Source organism: Comamonas sp. FG99, from assembly GCF_057808605.1.
This window is the reverse complement of record NZ_JBMDII010000002.1, coordinates 194,400-210,123: the sequence shown is the minus strand read 5'-3', so window position 1 is coordinate 210,123 and position 15,724 is coordinate 194,400. Positions and strand designations below refer to the sequence as shown.

General features: G+C 67.3%; 14 protein-coding genes. 2 read left to right on the top strand and 12 right to left on the bottom strand.

What is annotated here, in order from left to right; translation table 11 throughout:
- Window positions 1-88: 88 nt before the first annotated feature.
- The 11 genes from ACODRX_RS02425 to trxA all read right to left on the bottom strand — a co-directional run bounded on the left by ACODRX_RS02425 (window position 89) and on the right by trxA (window position 12,821).
- Window positions 89-1,453 carry a sulfate adenylyltransferase subunit 1 gene (locus tag ACODRX_RS02425; protein WP_488869441.1) on the bottom strand — a complete coding sequence of 455 codons (1,365 nt, stop codon included), beginning with the start codon at window positions 1,451-1,453 and terminating at the stop codon, window positions 89-91.
- Window positions 1,453-2,385, bottom strand: a complete 933-nt coding sequence (gene cysD, locus ACODRX_RS02420; RefSeq protein WP_488869440.1) for a sulfate adenylyltransferase subunit CysD — start codon at window positions 2,383-2,385, stop codon at window positions 1,453-1,455. Before cysD ends, ACODRX_RS02425 begins: the two co-directional genes overlap by 1 nt.
- 65 nt (window positions 2,386-2,450) lie before the next feature.
- On the bottom strand, window positions 2,451-3,074 hold the full coding sequence (locus tag ACODRX_RS02415) for a phosphoadenosine phosphosulfate reductase domain-containing protein (RefSeq protein WP_488869439.1): 624 nt from the start codon (window positions 3,072-3,074) through the stop codon (window positions 2,451-2,453).
- On the bottom strand, window positions 3,071-3,496 hold the full coding sequence (locus tag ACODRX_RS02410) for a DUF934 domain-containing protein (protein WP_488869438.1): 426 nt from the start codon (window positions 3,494-3,496) through the stop codon (window positions 3,071-3,073). Before ACODRX_RS02410 ends, ACODRX_RS02415 begins: the two co-directional genes overlap by 4 nt.
- A 26-nt stretch (window positions 3,497-3,522) precedes the next feature.
- Window positions 3,523-5,313, bottom strand: a complete 1,791-nt coding sequence (locus ACODRX_RS02405; RefSeq protein ID WP_488869437.1) for a nitrite/sulfite reductase — start codon at window positions 5,311-5,313, stop codon at window positions 3,523-3,525.
- 168 nt (window positions 5,314-5,481) lie between these two features.
- Window positions 5,482-7,383, bottom strand: a complete 1,902-nt coding sequence (gene mnmC / locus ACODRX_RS02400; RefSeq protein WP_488869436.1) for a bifunctional tRNA (5-methylaminomethyl-2-thiouridine)(34)-methyltransferase MnmC2/FAD-dependent 5-carboxymethylaminomethyl-2-thiouridine(34) oxidoreductase MnmC1 — start codon at window positions 7,381-7,383, stop codon at window positions 5,482-5,484.
- Window positions 7,376-8,746: an MATE family efflux transporter gene (locus ACODRX_RS02395; RefSeq protein WP_488869435.1), complete on the bottom strand. Its 1,371-nt coding sequence runs from the start codon at window positions 8,744-8,746 to the stop codon at window positions 7,376-7,378. The genes mnmC and ACODRX_RS02395 overlap by 8 nt, the downstream gene beginning before the upstream one ends.
- Window positions 8,747-10,456, bottom strand: a complete 1,710-nt coding sequence (locus ACODRX_RS02390; protein ID WP_488869434.1) for a hypothetical protein — start codon at window positions 10,454-10,456, stop codon at window positions 8,747-8,749.
- A 135-nt stretch (window positions 10,457-10,591) separates the two neighbouring features.
- Window positions 10,592-10,837 carry a type B 50S ribosomal protein L31 gene (locus tag ACODRX_RS02385; RefSeq protein WP_488869433.1) on the bottom strand — a complete coding sequence of 82 codons (246 nt, stop codon included), beginning with the start codon at window positions 10,835-10,837 and terminating at the stop codon, window positions 10,592-10,594.
- Between the two features lie 139 nt (window positions 10,838-10,976).
- Entirely contained in the window at window positions 10,977-12,242 is a 1,266-nt protein-coding gene (gene rho / locus ACODRX_RS02380) for a transcription termination factor Rho (RefSeq protein ID WP_488869432.1), read from the bottom strand.
- Window positions 12,243-12,488: 246 nt separating this feature from the next.
- Window positions 12,489-12,821 (bottom strand): thioredoxin TrxA, encoded by a 333-nt coding sequence (gene trxA / locus ACODRX_RS02375; protein WP_488869431.1) that lies wholly within the window; start codon window positions 12,819-12,821, stop codon window positions 12,489-12,491.
- 163 nt (window positions 12,822-12,984) lie between these two features.
- Here trxA and ACODRX_RS02370 point away from each other — a divergent pair, with 163 nt between their 5' ends.
- Window positions 12,985-14,256 carry a TIGR03862 family flavoprotein gene (locus tag ACODRX_RS02370; protein WP_488869430.1) on the top strand — a complete coding sequence of 424 codons (1,272 nt, stop codon included), beginning with the start codon at window positions 12,985-12,987 and terminating at the stop codon, window positions 14,254-14,256.
- A gap of 12 nt (window positions 14,257-14,268) precedes the next feature.
- Here the strand turns inward: ACODRX_RS02370 and ACODRX_RS02365 are convergent, their stop codons facing one another.
- Window positions 14,269-14,715: a hypothetical protein gene (locus tag ACODRX_RS02365; protein WP_488869429.1), complete on the bottom strand. Its 447-nt coding sequence runs from the start codon at window positions 14,713-14,715 to the stop codon at window positions 14,269-14,271.
- A 90-nt stretch (window positions 14,716-14,805) separates the two neighbouring features.
- Here ACODRX_RS02365 and ACODRX_RS02360 point away from each other — a divergent pair, with 90 nt between their 5' ends.
- Window positions 14,806-15,480 (top strand): TetR/AcrR family transcriptional regulator, encoded by a 675-nt coding sequence (locus ACODRX_RS02360; RefSeq protein WP_488869428.1) that lies wholly within the window; start codon window positions 14,806-14,808, stop codon window positions 15,478-15,480.
- Window positions 15,481-15,724: the final 244 nt, after the last annotated feature.

Below are 15,724 nucleotides of genomic sequence, written 5' to 3'. Positions count from 1 at the left end.
ATTAGAGGTCGGGGGGACAACCGGCAATTCTAAGGTTTTTACAAAAGCATAGCAGGCGGGCCGGCCTTAACAGCGGGCCCGCCAGGCCTTACTCCACCAGCACCGCGCCCGCGGTCGTGCGGTTGGCGGTGTCCACCAGGATCATCGCGCCAAGCTGGCGCGCCTGCTGGAACGGCGCTGCGGGAATAGCCTCCTGCAGCACCAGCTCCACGCGGCCGATGGCGTTGGGCTCGAGCTGCTCGGCGGCTTCGCGCTCCAAGGTCTGGATGGCCAGGCGGTGCAGCACGCGGCGCACCTTGGCCTTGACCCAGCGGTGGCCGTGCAGTGCCCAGTACACGCGGCCGGGCACCAGCGGCTCGTCGTCCATCCAGGCCACGGTGGCGGTGATCTCGCGGCTGGCGTTCCAGGCGGGCTGGACGGCGGGCGTGTCGAAATCGTCGTCGGCGCTGGCCTGCGCCGTGGGGGCGGCGATGATCCAGTCGCCGCGCGAGACGTCGACCTCGCGGTCCAGCGTGATGCCGGCCGACAGGTTGGCAGCCACATTACCCGGCACGCGCGCATGGTTGATGACCTGGGCGATCACCGCCTGCTGGCCGCTGGGCAGGATCTGCACCGCATCGCCCACGCGGGCGCCGCCGGCGGCCACGCGGCCCCAGAACACGCGGCGGCCCTGGCTGGTGTCGGCCGACGCTGAGAACTTCTCGACCCACTGCACCGGAAAGGCCAGTGGCAGGCCGGTGTCGGCCGGGGTGTTGGGCAGCTTCTCCAGCAGCTCCAGCAGGCTGGGGCCGGTGTAGCCGGCCCAGCCGCTGTGCTGGCTGACCACGTTCCAGCCCTTGAGCGCGGAGACGGGGATGGTCGCCTGCACCGTGATGCCCGCGGCCTGCGCGAATGCGGCCAGCGCATTGCGGATGTGGGCGAAGGCGAGGGCAGGGTCTTGCACCGCGTCGAGCTTGTTCACCGCGAACACCAGCGAGTGCACGCGCAGCAGGTGCACCAGCAGGCTGTGGCGGCGGGTCTGGGCCAGCAGTTCGAGTTGCGGGTTCTTCCAGTCGAGCTTGGTGGCATCGACCAGCACCACGGCGGCGTCGGCTTGCGAGGCGGCGGTGACCATGTTGCGGGTGTACTGCTCGTGGCCGGGCGCATCGCCGATGATGAACTTGCGCGCCTCGCTCGCGAAGTAGCGGTAGGCCACGTCGATGGTGATGCCTTGCTCGCGCTCGGCGCTGAGGCCGTCGGTCAGCAGCGCCAGGTCGGTCTCGCCCGATTTGGTGACGCCGGCGAGATGGTCCTGCAGCACCGCCTTGCTGTCGACCAGCAGGCGGCCGATCAGCGTGCTCTTGCCGTCGTCCACCGAGCCGCAGGTGATGAAGCGCAGCGCGGCATCGTGGTCGGAATGGGGCTTGGCGCCTGCCTGCTGTACGTCAGCGGCTGCGAAATGGGTGGTGGTCATCAGAAATATCCGTCCTTCTTGCGCTTTTCCATCGAGGCGTCGCTGGTCTTGTCGTCCATGCGGGTGGCGCCGCGCTCGCTCACTTCGGCGGCCAGGGTTTCGAGCACGATGTCGGCGGCCGTGGCGGCATCGCTTTCCACCGGGCAGGTGCAGGTGATGTCGCCCACGGTGCGAAAGCGCACGTCGCGCACCTCGATCTGCTCGCCGTCCCGCGGCGGCGTGAGTTCGGTGACCGGCACCAGCAGGCCGCGGCGCTCGACCACGTTGCGCTTGTGGGTGTAGTACAGCGCGGGCAGCTCGATCTGCTCGCGGTCGATGTACTGCCACACGTCCAGCTCGGTCCAGTTGCTGATCGGGAACACGCGGAAGTGCTCGCCGGGCGCGATGCGGGTGTTGAACAGCGTCCACAGCTCGGGGCGCTGGGCCTTGGGCTGCCATTGGCCGAAGCTGTCGCGGTGCGAGAAGATGCGCTCCTTGGCGCGGGCCTTTTCCTCGTCGCGGCGGGCGCCGCCGATCAGCGCGTCGAAGCGCAATTCCTCGATCGCCTCCAGCAGCGTGACCGACTGGTGCGCATTGCGCGATTCGCCCGGGTGCGACAGGCGCACCGTGCCGCGCGCCATGCTGTCTTCCACGCTGCGCACGATGAGCTCGGCGCCCAGCTGCTGGGCGCGGAAGTCGCGGAAATCGGTGACCTCGGGGAAGTTGTGGCCGGTGTCGATCATCAACAGCGGAAAGGGCAGGCGGCCGGCGCCGAATGCCTTCTCGGCGCACTTGAGCATGACCAGCGAGTCCTTGCCGCCGGAAAACAGCAGCGCCGGGCGCTCGAAGGCGGCCGCCACCTCGCGCAGGATGAAGATGGTTTCTTCTTCGAGCGCGTCCAGATGCTGGTTGCTGAGCTGGCTCAGTACGGAAGTGTCAACACGGGCGTTCATTTGGGATTTTCCAATCAAATCGGGCTCTGTGGCTTGTATATCAAGCGCTGGTAGCTATTGTTTTTTTAGTGGGCCAGGTGCAGTCCGCATTCGCGTTGCTCTTCGCCCTTGGTCGGGTCGACATAGTCGAAGTTGTTGGGCAGGCCGTGCTTTTCACAGTATTCGTACAAGTCCTTGGACGACCAGTGCAGCAGCGGCGCCACCTTGATGAGCCCGTCGGGGTTGATGCTCACCGGCTCCATCTGGGCGCGCACCGCGCTGTCGGTGGCGCGCAGCGCGGTGAACCAGACCTGCGGCGCGGTCTCGCGCAGTGCGCGGGCAAAGGGTTCGAGCTTCACTTCCTCGGTGAAGGCCGCATGGAGCGGGTCGTCCAGCGCGGGCGTGGGGCCTTCGACGGCTTCGCGGTGCGCACGGGTGCGCAGCGGCAGGTAGGTGCGCAGCTTGAGCTTGAGCTGGCGGGTCACCGCGTCGGCGAATTGGTAGGTGGCCTCGGTGTTGTAGCCGTTGTCCATCCAGATCACCGGCACATCGGGCTGCACGCGCGTGACCAGGTGCAGGATCACCGACTCGAACGGGCGGAAGTTGGTGGTGACGATGGCGCGCTTGCCCAGTCCCAGGGCCCATTTCACCAGGGCGGGCGCATCCCGGCCCAGCTCGGCGTTGATGCGGGCAAGGTCCAGGCTGCTCATGCGGCCTCCCTTGCGGTATCGCGGGCAGCATCACGGGCGAAGTGCGGGCGTGGCTGCAGCGCATCGCCCTGGTAGAAGCCGTGGTAGCGGGCGAATTGGCGCTCGGCCGCATCGGCGCTCACGCCTTCGGCGAGCACCGCGCTGGTGAAGCCGCTGCGGGCCATCTGCACCAGCTGGTCGATCAGCACGTCGCCGGTGGCGCGGATGTCGCCGGCGAACTTGTAGCGGCGGCGCAGCAGCACGGCCTGGCTGAAGGCACGGCCATCGGTGAACTTGGGAAAGCTGAGCTCGATGCGCTCCACGCCCTGCAGCGCACCGCTGGCGGCGAGTTCGGCGAGTTCGGCGAGTTCGGCGTCGTTGGCGATCTGCAGCGTCTTGGTTTGATCGTCAACGGGCGTGGCGTTGGCAGCAATGATTTTCATGGCGTCTGTGTCGTGGAAGGCTGCGTTCATTCGGCGATGGCGGCTTCGGCCTGCTTGGGGTGGCGGGCGGCGTTGGCGGCGGCCTTGAACGGGTCGTGGCCGATGCGGCGCAGCGCGTCGATGAAGAACTCGCCGGGCTTGCGCAGCTCGCGGTAGGTGCTCAGCACCGCCTCGATCACATCGGGCACTTCGGCGGCCGAGAACGAGGGGCCGACCACCTTGCCGGCGATCGCCGGGCCCGAGAGGCTGGAGCCATCGGCGCCGCCCAGCGTGATCTGGTACCACTCCTTACCGTCCTTGTCGACGCCCAGGATGCCGATATGGCCGCTGTGATGGTGGCCGCAGCTGTTGATGCAGCCGCTCATGTGCAGGTCGATGGGGCCGAGGTCGAGCACTTCGTCCAGGTCCTGGTAGCGCTCGGTAAGCGCGGCCGCAATCGGCAGCGAGCGGGCGTTGGCCAGCGCGCAGAAGTCGCCGCCGGGGCAGGCGATCATGTCGGTCAGCAAGCCGATATTGGGCTGGGCCAGGCCCAGCTTGCGGGCGGCATCGTACAGCGCGGGCAGGTCGGAGGCGAACACCCAGGGCAGCATCAGGTTCTGGTCGTGGGTCAGGCGCGCCTCGCCGGCCGAGAACTGCTCGGCCAGCTGGGCCAGCGCATCGATGGTGTCGGCATCGGCGTCACCGGGCGCGAAGCCCACGCGCTTGAACGACAGCGTAACCGCGCGCATGCCCGTCAGGCGGTGGCCGCGCACGTTCTGCTTGAGCCAGCGCTGGTAGAGCTGGCCATCCGTGTTGACGCTGGACGGCAGGTTGGCGGCTTTCAGCTCGGGCACCACGAAGTTGGCGGTTACGCGGTCCAGCTCGGCCTGGGTGATGGTGTGGGGGGCGCCGTCTTGCTCCACGATGGCCTGGTACTCGGCTTCCACCGCATCGATGAACTTCTGGCCTTCGGACTTGACGAGGATCTTGATGCGGGCCTTCCACTTGTTGTCGCGGCGGCCATAGCCGTTGTAGACGCGCACCACCGCCTCGATGTAGTTGAGCAGCTGGTCCCAGGGCAGGAACTCGCGCACCACCGCGCCGACGATGGGCGTGCGGCCCATGCCGCCGCCGACCTTGACGGTGAAGCCGATGTCGCCGGCCGCGTTCTTCTGCGCCTGCACGCCGATGTCGTACCAGCCGGTGGCGGCGCGGTCTTCCGCCGAGCCGTTGAAGGCGATCTTGAACTTGCGCGGCAGGAAGGCGAACTCGGGGTGCAGCGTGCTCCACTGGCGCAGGATCTCGGCGAAGGGGCGGGTGTCGACGATGCCGTCCTCGGCGATGCCTTCGTAGGCTTCGCTGGTGATGTTGCGGATGGTGTTGCCGCTGGTCTGGATACCGTGCATGTGCACGCTGGCCAGCAGGTCCATCACGTCGGCGGCCTTGGTGATCGGAATCCAGTTGAACTGCACGTTGGTGCGGGTGGTGAAGTGGCCGTAGCCGTATTTGAGCGGCGCGGCGGCCAGCGTCAGGCCGGGCTGGGCGGCCTGCAGCTCGTCCTGCGTGGCCTGGGCATGGGCCAGCAGCTCGGGTTCGGGCTTGTCGTAGTCGCGGGCAATGCGCGCCAGCATGCGCAGCTGCGTGCTGCTGATCTCGCCATAGGGTACCGCGATGCGGGCCATGGGGGCGTAGCGCTGGATGTACCAGCCGTTTTGCAGGCGCAGCGGCAGCAGTTGTTCGTCGCTCAGCTCGCCGCGCTGCCAGCGCTCGAGCTGGTCGCGGAATTGCTGGGCGCGGAGTTTGACGAATTCGCGGTCGAAGTCGGTGTATTGGTACATCGCAGGTCGGAGTTCTCGGTGGATGCGACGTACTGTAGAGAAGCTTTATATAAACTCAAACGAATTTTTTCGCTTGCATATATGCAATTTGGTTATTTGAAAATCGCATATGCATGGACGCCATTCGCATGAGGGCTGGCATGCGTGCCGATCCGTGCGGATCGGGCGCTAGGCGTGGGCCGGTAAAAAGCGATCGCTGGACATGGCCAGCGCCAGGTCATTCGGCAGCGGCAGCGGTTCGCCGTGCAGGCGTGCAGCCAGCAGCTCGGCGCACAGCAGCGCCCAGGTAAGGCCGCGCGAGCCCAGCGCGGTGTTGACCCAGAAGTGGGGCCCGGCGGCCGGCACCGGACCGACCACCGGGCGCCGGTCGTTCGAGGCGCAGCGCAGCTGTGCCCAGATGGAGGCTTGTGCCAGCTCGGCCCTGTGGTGCTGCGAGGCCGTGGGCAGCAGGGTCTGCAGCTTGTGCCAGTTCTCGGCGCGGGCGGCCTGCATATCGGCCTCGGAAGGCGGCAGTACATCACAGCCGCGCTCGAAGGTCGATCCCATGATCCAGGCCTGTGTGCCGTCGTTACGGGCAAAGCGCGGTATCCAACTGCCGTGGCCGTTCACCGCAAAGGAGGCTTCGCCCGCGGCGGTATCGACGCCCGCCGGCACATCTCCCGTGAGAACCTGGCCGCGCACCGGGCGCAGGCCAAGGTATTGCGGCAGCCAGGAGCGCGAATGCGGGCCGGCGCACACCACGACCAGGTCGGCATGCGCCAGCTGCCGGCCATCGGCCGAGGCAAGCGTCCATACCTGCCGCCCTGGCAGGTATTCGATGGCCGCAACCTTGCTGTCGCCCTGGAAGCGGATGTGTTCGTGGGCCAGCAGCGCCTGCACCAGCCGGGCCGGGCGCAGCCAGCCGCCTTGCGGATGCCACAGTGCAGGATCGTCGGCCGGCAGCCCGGCCTGCGCCAGCAGCGCGGCATCGGCCTGGCGGCTCCAGTCGCGCAGCGCTGCATGCTCCTGCCAGGCCTGCGGCAGCGCATGCGCGTTCTTGTCCAGCCGCCGCTCCAGCACGCCGCTCGCCTGCCAGTCGCCGCCGGGCTGCAGCAGCTGCTGCGCCCAATACAAGGTGCAGCGCAGGCCGCTGCGGGTGAGGCGCGAGAGCAGGCTGTCGTCGCGGCTGGTGTGCGGCGCGAAAATCCCGGCCGGCAGGCCCGATGCGCCCTGGGCGGGGCTGGCGGCGGCGTCCAGCACCGTCACCTGCCAGCCGCGCAGCGCCAGCTGCCGCGCCGTGGCCGCGCCGGCCAGGCCGGCGCCGACGATGGCGCAGCGCCGCCCGGCGGGAGCGGGCGGGGTGTTCAGCTTCCACAGCGGCTTGCGGCGCGGCTGCCAGGCTGGCGCGAACACTGCGTGCAGGTTGTGGCGCTTGGGCGGAATGCCCGCTACCTTGCTGACGGCAAAGCCGCATTGCTCCAGGCTCCGGCGCACATCGCCGGCCGCGCTCCAGGTCGCAAGCCGGGCGCCCGGGCGGCAGCAGCGCGCCACCGCCTTCAGGGTGTGCAGGCTCCACAGCTCGGGGTTGCTGGCGGGGCTGAAGCCGTCGAGATAGACCGCATCCGCCGCCAGCTCCTGCTGGCGCAGGCTGCGCTGTGCGTCGCCCACCAGCAGCGTCAGCAGCACGCGGCCGCCGTCAAAGCGCAGCCGGTGCACGCCGGGCAGCAGGCCCCAGCATTGCTCGGCCAGCAGCTCGCCCAGCGGCTGCAGATGCGGGTACTGCGCGCTGTGGCGGCGCAGGTCGGCCGCGCCCACGGGCCAGGCCTCGGTGGAGACGAAGTGCAGCAGCGCGGGCCGCTGCCCGTCCTGCCGCCAGGCATGCCAGGTGACGAGAAAGTTCAGGCCAAAGCCGAAGCCGGTTTCGAGCACGCTCCACTGCGGCTGGCCGGCCCAGGCCGCGGGCAGGCCGCAGCCGCCCAGGAAGACCTGTTCCGCCTGCGCCAGGCTATGCCCGGCCTCGCTGTGGTAGCGGTCGCCAAAGCGCGGGCTGTAGGGCGTGCCGTCGGGCAGCCATTCGATGGTCTCAGCCATGGGCGGGCTCCGGCGCTGGCAAGGGCCGGGCGCGGGCGGTGACATGGCGCAGCATGCCGGCGAAGGCCAGCGCGGCGCAGACCAGCGCCACGGCGGCGCCGGCCCAGAATGCGGCCGGCGAGCCGTGCAGCGGATTGGGATGGCTGCCGTAGGCGGCAACAAAGCCGCCCAGCAGCCCCAGGCCCCACAGCAGCACGCAGTACACCGCCAGCGGCGCGAGCGTGATGCGGTAGCAGCGCAGCACGAAGATACACACGGTCTGCACCCCATCGGCCAGGTGGTATAACGCCACCCAGGCCAGCAGGCCGGTGGCCAGCGCGACCACGGCGGGGGTTTCGGAATAGATGCCGGCCACCCAGGGGCGGGCCGCGAACAGCAGGCCCGCCAGCGCCAGCGCCATCGAGGCGGCGGCGCGCACGCCGCTCCAGGCGGTGGCGCGGGCCCGCGCCTCGTTGCCGGCGCCGCGCCAGTAGCTCACGCGCGCGCTCGCCGCGATGCCCAGCGACAGCGGCACCATGTAGAGCAGGGCCGCCACATTGGCCGCGATCTGGTGCGCGCCCGAGGCCGAGGTGCCGATGCGCGCGATGAACAGCGCCATCAGCGTGAACGAGGTCACCTCGACCAGCACCGACAGCGCCGTGGGCACGCCCAGGCGCAGGAATTCGCGCAGCGTGGGCCAGTGCGGCGCCTCGGGCCGGCGCCAGAGCATTAGCGGCGCATACAGCGGCTGCGTACGCAACAGCCAGGCGCCCACGGTGAACAGGAAAGCGGTGACCGCGAGCGTGGCCCAGGCGCAGCCAGCTACGCCCAGCGCCGGCAGGCCCAGACCGCCAAAGGTGAACCAGATGGACAGCGGCAGCTTGACCAGCAGCGAGCACAGCTGCAGCCAGGTGACCAGCTGGGGCCGGCCCAGCGCCTGGTTGAGCGTGCTGAATACCCGGAACAGCAGCGCCGCCGGCAGGCTGAAGCCGACGATGGCCAGGTACTCGGCCACCAGCGGGCGCAGTGCCGCCGGGATCTCGGTGCGCCGCAGTATGGGATCGGGCCAGAACAGCACCGCCATGCCGAGCACCGTGGCCGCCAGGCACAGGTACAGCGCCTGGCGCAGCGATGGGCCCAGATCGGCCAGCTGGCGCGCGCCGTGCATCTCGGACCAGACCGGCAGCAGCGCCTGCAGCAGCCCCATCAGCGAGACATAGACGCTGACATAGATGGCCGAGCCCACCGACAGCGCCGCCAGCGCCAGCTCCGAATGGCGGCCGGCGACGATGGTGTCGACCACGCCGAAACCCATCACCGCAATCTGGCCGACGAATACCGTGCCCGCATGCCGGGCCATGGTGGAGAGATCGCTGTCCGCCATCTAGGGATGCTGGCGCCGGTACAGCACGATGGCCGCGTCGCGGTCGGTGGGACGGCGCACCGCGGTGACTTCGCGCCAGCGCTCGTCGTCGGGGCGCAGGAAGGCGTGGCCGTCCACCGAGATGGCCAGCCAGCGGCATTCGGCCGCGCCCGGGTCTTCTGCACGCACCAGCTGCCAGGGCTGCTCGCCGCGGTGGGTCTGCATGGCGACGAGCTGGGCGCGGCTCAGGTCTTGGAACGCGATGCAGGGGCTGGCTGGGCCGATGACCTTTTCCATCGCGGCCATCTGCGCGGTGTAGCTGCGCGCATAGTCCAGCATGGGCAGCCACAGGGTCATCATCAGGATCCAGCTCAGCACGGTGCCGCCGGCGGGCAGCACCAGGCTGCGCCAGATCTCCGGGCGGTTGCGCTTGGCGCGCCAGTACACCAGCAGGCACCAGGCCACGCTGGCGGCCAGCGCAAAGATCAGCGGCAGCATGGAGAACTCGGCGGCAAAGCCCGGCGCCAGCCGTGCCACGTTGGCGGCGGGCTTGGGCGGCACGCCGGTCTGCACCGAGATCCAGATCACCCAGATGGTGAGCGCCGCGACGCTGAAGAACAGCAGCGTGAACCAGTCGATCAGCGCCGCCATCGCACGGCGGAAGGTCGGCAATGCAAAGGCGGCGAGCGCGGCGAAGGCCGGCAGGCCGAGCAGCAGCGCGCGGTCGGCCGGCACGGTGACGATGGTGTTGACGGTGGCCAGCAGGCCCAGCCAGATCGGCAGCCACAGGTGGCGGTGCAAAAAGCGTCGGTTGGCGATCTGGCGGCGCCAGATCCACAGCGACCACAGCGCCAGCGGCCAGGCTGGCCAGGCGAACCAGACCAGCAGCTCGATGAAGTCGTGTGGCTTGCGGAACTCGGATACCGGCAGCAGCCGCCATTCCCACTGCTGCAGATAGGCCGCCAAAGCGCAGGCGGCAATCGCCAGCACTGCAAAGGCGATGGCCGCGATGCGGGTGCCTTGGCGCCGCTGCTCGTCCACCGGCGCCAAGGCCAGCAGCGCCCCGGCTCCCAGGCCGTACAGCAGCGCGAACGTGGGCGCGCCGCTGAGCGCCAGCATGAACAGGCCCAGGGCCGCCACCGCCAGCGCGCCGCCCATGCGCCGTGGAATCGCCGCCGCCGCGAAGAAGATGAAGGCCACCGCGGCCAGCTGCACCACGTAGCTGCTGCTTTCGTGCGATGGCTGGGCCAGGCCCAGGCAGGCGATCAGGGCCAGCAGGCCGCCATCGGCCATGGCGCGGGCATAGTCCACCTCCGAGGCCTCGCCGCCGAAGGCAAAGGCCACCGGGCCCGCGCCGGGGCTGCGTGCCAGGTAGTAGACCGCGTACCAGGTCGCCATCAACGCCAGCCATAGCAGCGTGGCGAAGGGCAGGCGGCTGGCCAGCTCCGGCCCGGCGAAGCCGCCGAAGGCCTGGATGGACCAGGCGCTCAGCCAATAGGGCAGCAGGCCCTCGGTGTCGGGCGACATGCCGAACAGCATCGGCGTGAGCCACGAGGTCTCGCCGTGCTTGAGCGCAAGCGCGTAGCCGTAGGTGGTGATGTCCAGGCTCTTCCACGGCGCGCGCCCCACGAAACCGGGCACGACGTAGGCGAAGCACAGCAGCAGCAGCAGCAGCCGTGGCAGCGGCCGCACGGCGCTTTGCGGGACGATGGCGGGAGTGGGGTAGTTCACGCGGCTCAGGCGCTCAGGCAAATGAAATCGGGTTGCCGCAAGAAAAAAGGCAGCACGCTATGAACGAACTGCCTTTTCGAAGCTTGCAGCCTGCGGCACACCTGCTGGCAGGCATGCCCCAGGGCTTGCATCTCTTTACTTCTTGCCGAAGCGGTTGCGAAAGCGCTCCACGCGACCGCCCATGTTGTCCACGGACTTTTGCGTGCCGGTGTAGAAGGGGTGCGATTCGGACGAGGTGTCCAGCTTGAACAGCGGGTATTCCTTGCCTTCGAAGGTTTCGTTTTCCTTGGTGTTCACGCACGAACGGGTCACGAACTTGAAACCGTTGGACAGGTCCACGAAGAGAACTTCGCGGTAGTTGGGGTGGATGCCTTCTTTCATGATCTTCCTTGTCAAGTGCGGTAGCCGTGCAGAACCCGGCGCAACCTTTGCGCCGCATGAAAGTTCCGCATACTTGCCGCAGAAAAAGCCCTCTATTATTGCATATTCGGCCCGGGTGCCCAAGCCTTGGCGCGGCAGCTCAGCCGCCGCGGCGCATCATGTCGAAGAATTCGCTGTTGTTCTTGGTGGCCTTCATGCTCTTGATGACCATTTCCATGGACTCGATCTCGTCCATGTTGTACATGAACTGGCGCAGGATGCGGGTCTTTTGCAGGATCTCGGGCGACAGCAGCAGCTCTTCGCGGCGCGTGCCGCTCTTGTTGAGCTCGATCGCCGGGAACACCCGCTTTTCATAGAGGCGGCGGTTCAGGTGCAGTTCGCTGTTGCCGGTGCCCTTGAACTCTTCGAAGATCACCTCGTCCATGCGGCTGCCGGTGTCGACCAGCGCGGTGGCGATGATGGTCAGCGAGCCGCCTTCCTCGACCTTGCGCGCCGCGCCGAAGAAGCGCTTGGGGCGCTGCAGCGCGTTGGAGTCGACGCCGCCCGACAGCACCTTGCCCGACGACGGCACGACGTTGTTGTAGGCGCGGGCCAGGCGGGTGATGGAGTCCAGCAGGATGACCACGTCCTTGCCCAGCTCGACCAGGCGCTTGGCGCGCTCGATCACCATCTCGGCCACGTGCACATGGCGCGCGGCGGGTTCGTCGAAGGTCGAGGCGATGATCTCGCCCTTGACCGAGCGCTGCATCTCGGTCACTTCCTCGGGGCGCTCGTCCACCAGCAGCACCATCATGTGCACGTCGGGGTGGTTGGCGGTGATGGCGTGGGCGATGCTCTGCATCATCATGGTCTTGCCGCTCTTGGGCGGTGCGACGATCAGCGCGCGCTGGCCGCGGCCGATGGGGGCGATGATGTCGATGATGCGGCTGGTGATGTTCTCTTCACCCTTGAAGTTCTCGCGCTCCAGGCGCATCTGCTCCTTGGGGAACAGCGGCGTCAGGTTCTCGAACATCATCTTGTGCTTGTTCTGCTCGGGCGGCAGGCCATTGACCTTGTCGAGCTTGGTCAGCGCGAAATAGCGCTCGCCGTCCTTGGGCGTGCGCACCTCGCCTTCGATCATGTCGCCGGTGTGCAGGTTGAAGCGGCGCACCTGGCTGGGCGAGATGTAGATGTCGTCGGTGCTGGCGGTGAAGCTGGTGTCCAGGCTGCGCAGAAAGCCGAAGCCGTCGGGCAGGATTTCCAGCACGCCGTCGGCAAACACCTGCTCTCCGGCCTTGGCGCGCTTCTTGATGATGGCAAACATCAATTCCTGTTTGCGCATGCGGCCGACGTTGTCGATCTCAAGCTCTTCGGCTTGCTTGAGGACTTCAGACACGTGCAGTGCCTTGAGTTCGTTTAAGTGCATCAATAGACTCCTGCCAGGAGTGACGACAGAAATAGGAAGGATTGGAGATGGGTGGGCAACTGGTTGCGAGAATCGCAAGGCCCTGGCGATCAGCGCTGATCTTGGGATAGGCAGATCAAGGATCTAGCCGCGTATTATAAATGCGAAATCGATGCGCGTAGCAATGTTATTGAGGCGAATTTTGCCCGCGCAGAAGAAAAAAATGAAGCCGCCCCAAAGCGGGCGGCTCTTGGCGCGTGGCAGCTGTCAGGCGAGTTGCTCGTCCAGGAAGGCGGTCAGCTGCGACTTGTTGAGCGCGCCGACCTTGGTGGCGGCCAGTTGGCCGTTCTTGAACAGCATCAGCGTGGGAATGCCGCGGATGCCGAACTTCGCCGAGATCGCGCGGTTCTCATCGACGTTGACCTTGGCGATCTTCAGGCGGCCCTGGTAGGTGGAGGCGGCTTCTTCCAGCACGGGGGCGATCATCTTGCAAGGGCCGCACCACTCGGCCCAGAAATCCACGAGCACGTTGGAGTTGGGTTGCAGCACATCGGCTTCGAAAGTCGCTTCGCTGGTGTGCTTGATCAGAGAGTCCGTCATGGAAGATTCCTTTTCTCAAATGGCAATGGCTAGCATTTGCGGCCATTGTGACAGAAACCAAGGCTCCGCTCTTCGAACATTGCTATGGCTGCGATAGCTTTGCGCTGCCCGAAAGCGCGGACAATATCGCCCCCGTGACACCATCAGCACTATCGGTTCGACCATGCACACAGCTTTTGCCCCCTTGCCGCCGCAGGCGCCATGCCGCATCGCCATCGTGGGCGCCGGGCCCGCAGGCCTGATGGCGGCCGACGAGTTGGCGCGGCGCGGCCTGGCCTGCGATGTCTTCGACGCCATGCCGTCCGCGGGCCGGAAATTCCTGCTCGCGGGCATAGGCGGCCTGAACCTGACGCATTCGGAAGACATGGCGGCATTCGTGCAGCGTTTCGGCGAGCGCGCCCAGCCCGTGGCCGGCTGGCTCAAGGATTTCGGCCCGCAGCAGCTGCGCGACTGGTGCGCCGGGCTGGGGATCGAAACCTTTGTCGGCACCTCGGGCCGGGTTTTCCCGAGGGAAATGAAGGCGGCGCCCTTGCTGCGCGCCTGGCTGTCGCGGCTGCGTGGCGCCGGCGTGCGGCTGCACATGCGCCACCGCTGGACGGGCTGGGACGGGCAGGGCGCGCTGCAGTTCGACACGCCCGAGGGCCCGCTGCGCCTGCAGCCCCAAGCCACGCTGCTGGCGCTGGGGGGCGCGAGCTGGCCCAAGCTCGGCTCGGACGGCCGCTGGGCGCCCTGGCTGGAGCAGCGCGGCCTGGCCGTGGCTGCGCTTGCGCCGGCCAATTGCGGTTTCGATGTGGGCTGGTCGCCGTACTTTGCCGACAAGTTTGCCGGCCAGCCGCTCAAGTCGGTGGCGATTGCCTTCGTGGATGCGCGCGGCCGGGCATGGCAGCGCAAGGGCGAATTCGTCGCCACCGCCACTGGCGTGGAGGGCAGCCTGATCTATGCGCTGTCGGCCGCGCTGCGCGACACGATCACGGCGCAGGGGCGGGCCCAGTTTTTCCTCGATCTGCTGCCCGGCTTGCCGGCCGAGCGCGTGGCCGCCGAGGTGGCGCACCCGCGCGGCTCGCGCAGCCTCAGCAGCCATCTCAAGAGCCGGCTGAAGCTCGATGGCGTCAAGGCCGCGCTGCTGTTCGAGGTGCTGGGCAAGGACGGCATGCAGGACGCGGCGCTGCTCGCGCGCGCCATCAAGGCCCTGCCGCTCGCGGCGCTGGCGCCGCGCCCGGTGCAAGAAGCCATCAGCACCGCCGGCGGCGTGGCATTCGAGGCGCTGGACGCCGGGCTCATGAGCCGCGCGGTACCGGGGCTGTTTTGCGCCGGCGAAATGCTGGATTGGGAGGCGCCCACCGGCGGCTACCTGCTCACGGCGAGCATGGCCAGCGGGGTGCGCGCGGCGCGGGGGGTGGCGAACTGGCTGGAGCAGGAAAAGCATGCCAGCTAGTGTGGTGATGATTCAGTGCGTAGTCACCTTGACCAGCGCAGTGACCGGCTTGCCGTCTAGCAGCACGGGCTTGTGCTGATCGTCGGCCAGCAGCACGCCGATGACATGCTCGCCGGTAGGCGAGGCGCAGGCGCCAAAGTTGGCTTTGATCAAGGGGCCGCCGAAGTCGCTGTTCATGCTGTTGTAGGGCTTGCCCGGCAAGTTGCAGGCATCGCCTTGCGGGTCGATCTTCAGGTGCACATGCCCGCATCGAGGATTGGCCCCGCACTGGCCCGCCGGCATCAACTTGAAATTGCTTTGCACCACCACGCCAATGGCGCGCGTGGCGTCATCGCCAAGCGGTATGCGGCCGCCTTCGGGAGGCCATGCGATTCGCAGCGAGGGCGGGTCTTGGGCAAGGGCCGAAGCACAGGCCAATGAGGCCAGCACGATGGCGACAGACGAAATGACTTGGTGCATGGGCTACTCCTGAGTTGGATGGAGGGAACTTAATGTAATCAGTGAATACATTAAGGCTTGCACTGTAGCATGAAATAATCGCCGATTACATTGCGGCCCACTGCTTTCACCATGACTGGCAACCATCGCTCCGACGCGCCTGTGCGCACTGCATACCACCATGGCAATCTGCGCGAGGCATTGATCGCGGCGGCTGTGCAGATCATTGCAGAGCAAGGTGTGGAGAAGTTGAGCGTGCGCGAAGCGGCGAAGCGTGCGGGTGTGTCGCCGGGCGCTCCTTTCAGGCATTTTTCTTCCCGCACCGCCTTGCTGACGGCGGTGGCCGAGCAAGCCACCCAATGGCTGCACGCCAAGGTGGCTGAAGCATTGGCGCGGTCTGCCGATCGCCCGGCCTTGGTGCGGATGGCGGCCATCGGGCATGCCTACCTGGAATGGGCGGCAGCGCATCCGACCCACTTCAAGGTGATCAGTGACCGGTCGCTGATCGACTACGGCAGCTCAGCCAGCCTGCAGCAGGCCAACCAGTCCATCCGCGATGAGATGCAGGCCCTGCTGTCCGAGGCCTTGGGGGGCGATGCCGGCGATGGGAGGGCGGCGCATGCGCAGATTGCCGCCAGGGCGCTGGTGTATGGCCTGGCCCGCATGGTGGTGGACGGCCACTTCCCCGAGTGGAGCGCGCACGAACAAGCTGCGGCCAATGTGACGGGCGATACCTTGGATTTCTTCATTGCCCTGCTGGGCAATGCGCGTGATGAGGCAGAGTAGTTGCCGGTGGGAGGGGCATCATTTTTCCCCCAGTGGGTGCTAGCCCGCCACAGGGAAACACCCCTCAGAAAAACCAAGGTGCCCGGAAGGTGGCGCGGAGGAAACTTCGATCCCGCTTTTCATCGAGTCACCTGTCAGATTTCTATTTCTAGCCGAGAACATTTCACCGCCACCCCCAGATCGGGAAATACCCGGGTGAATCGGGGCTCCATGCGGGCTGCAACGATTTGTTAACATTGTCGCA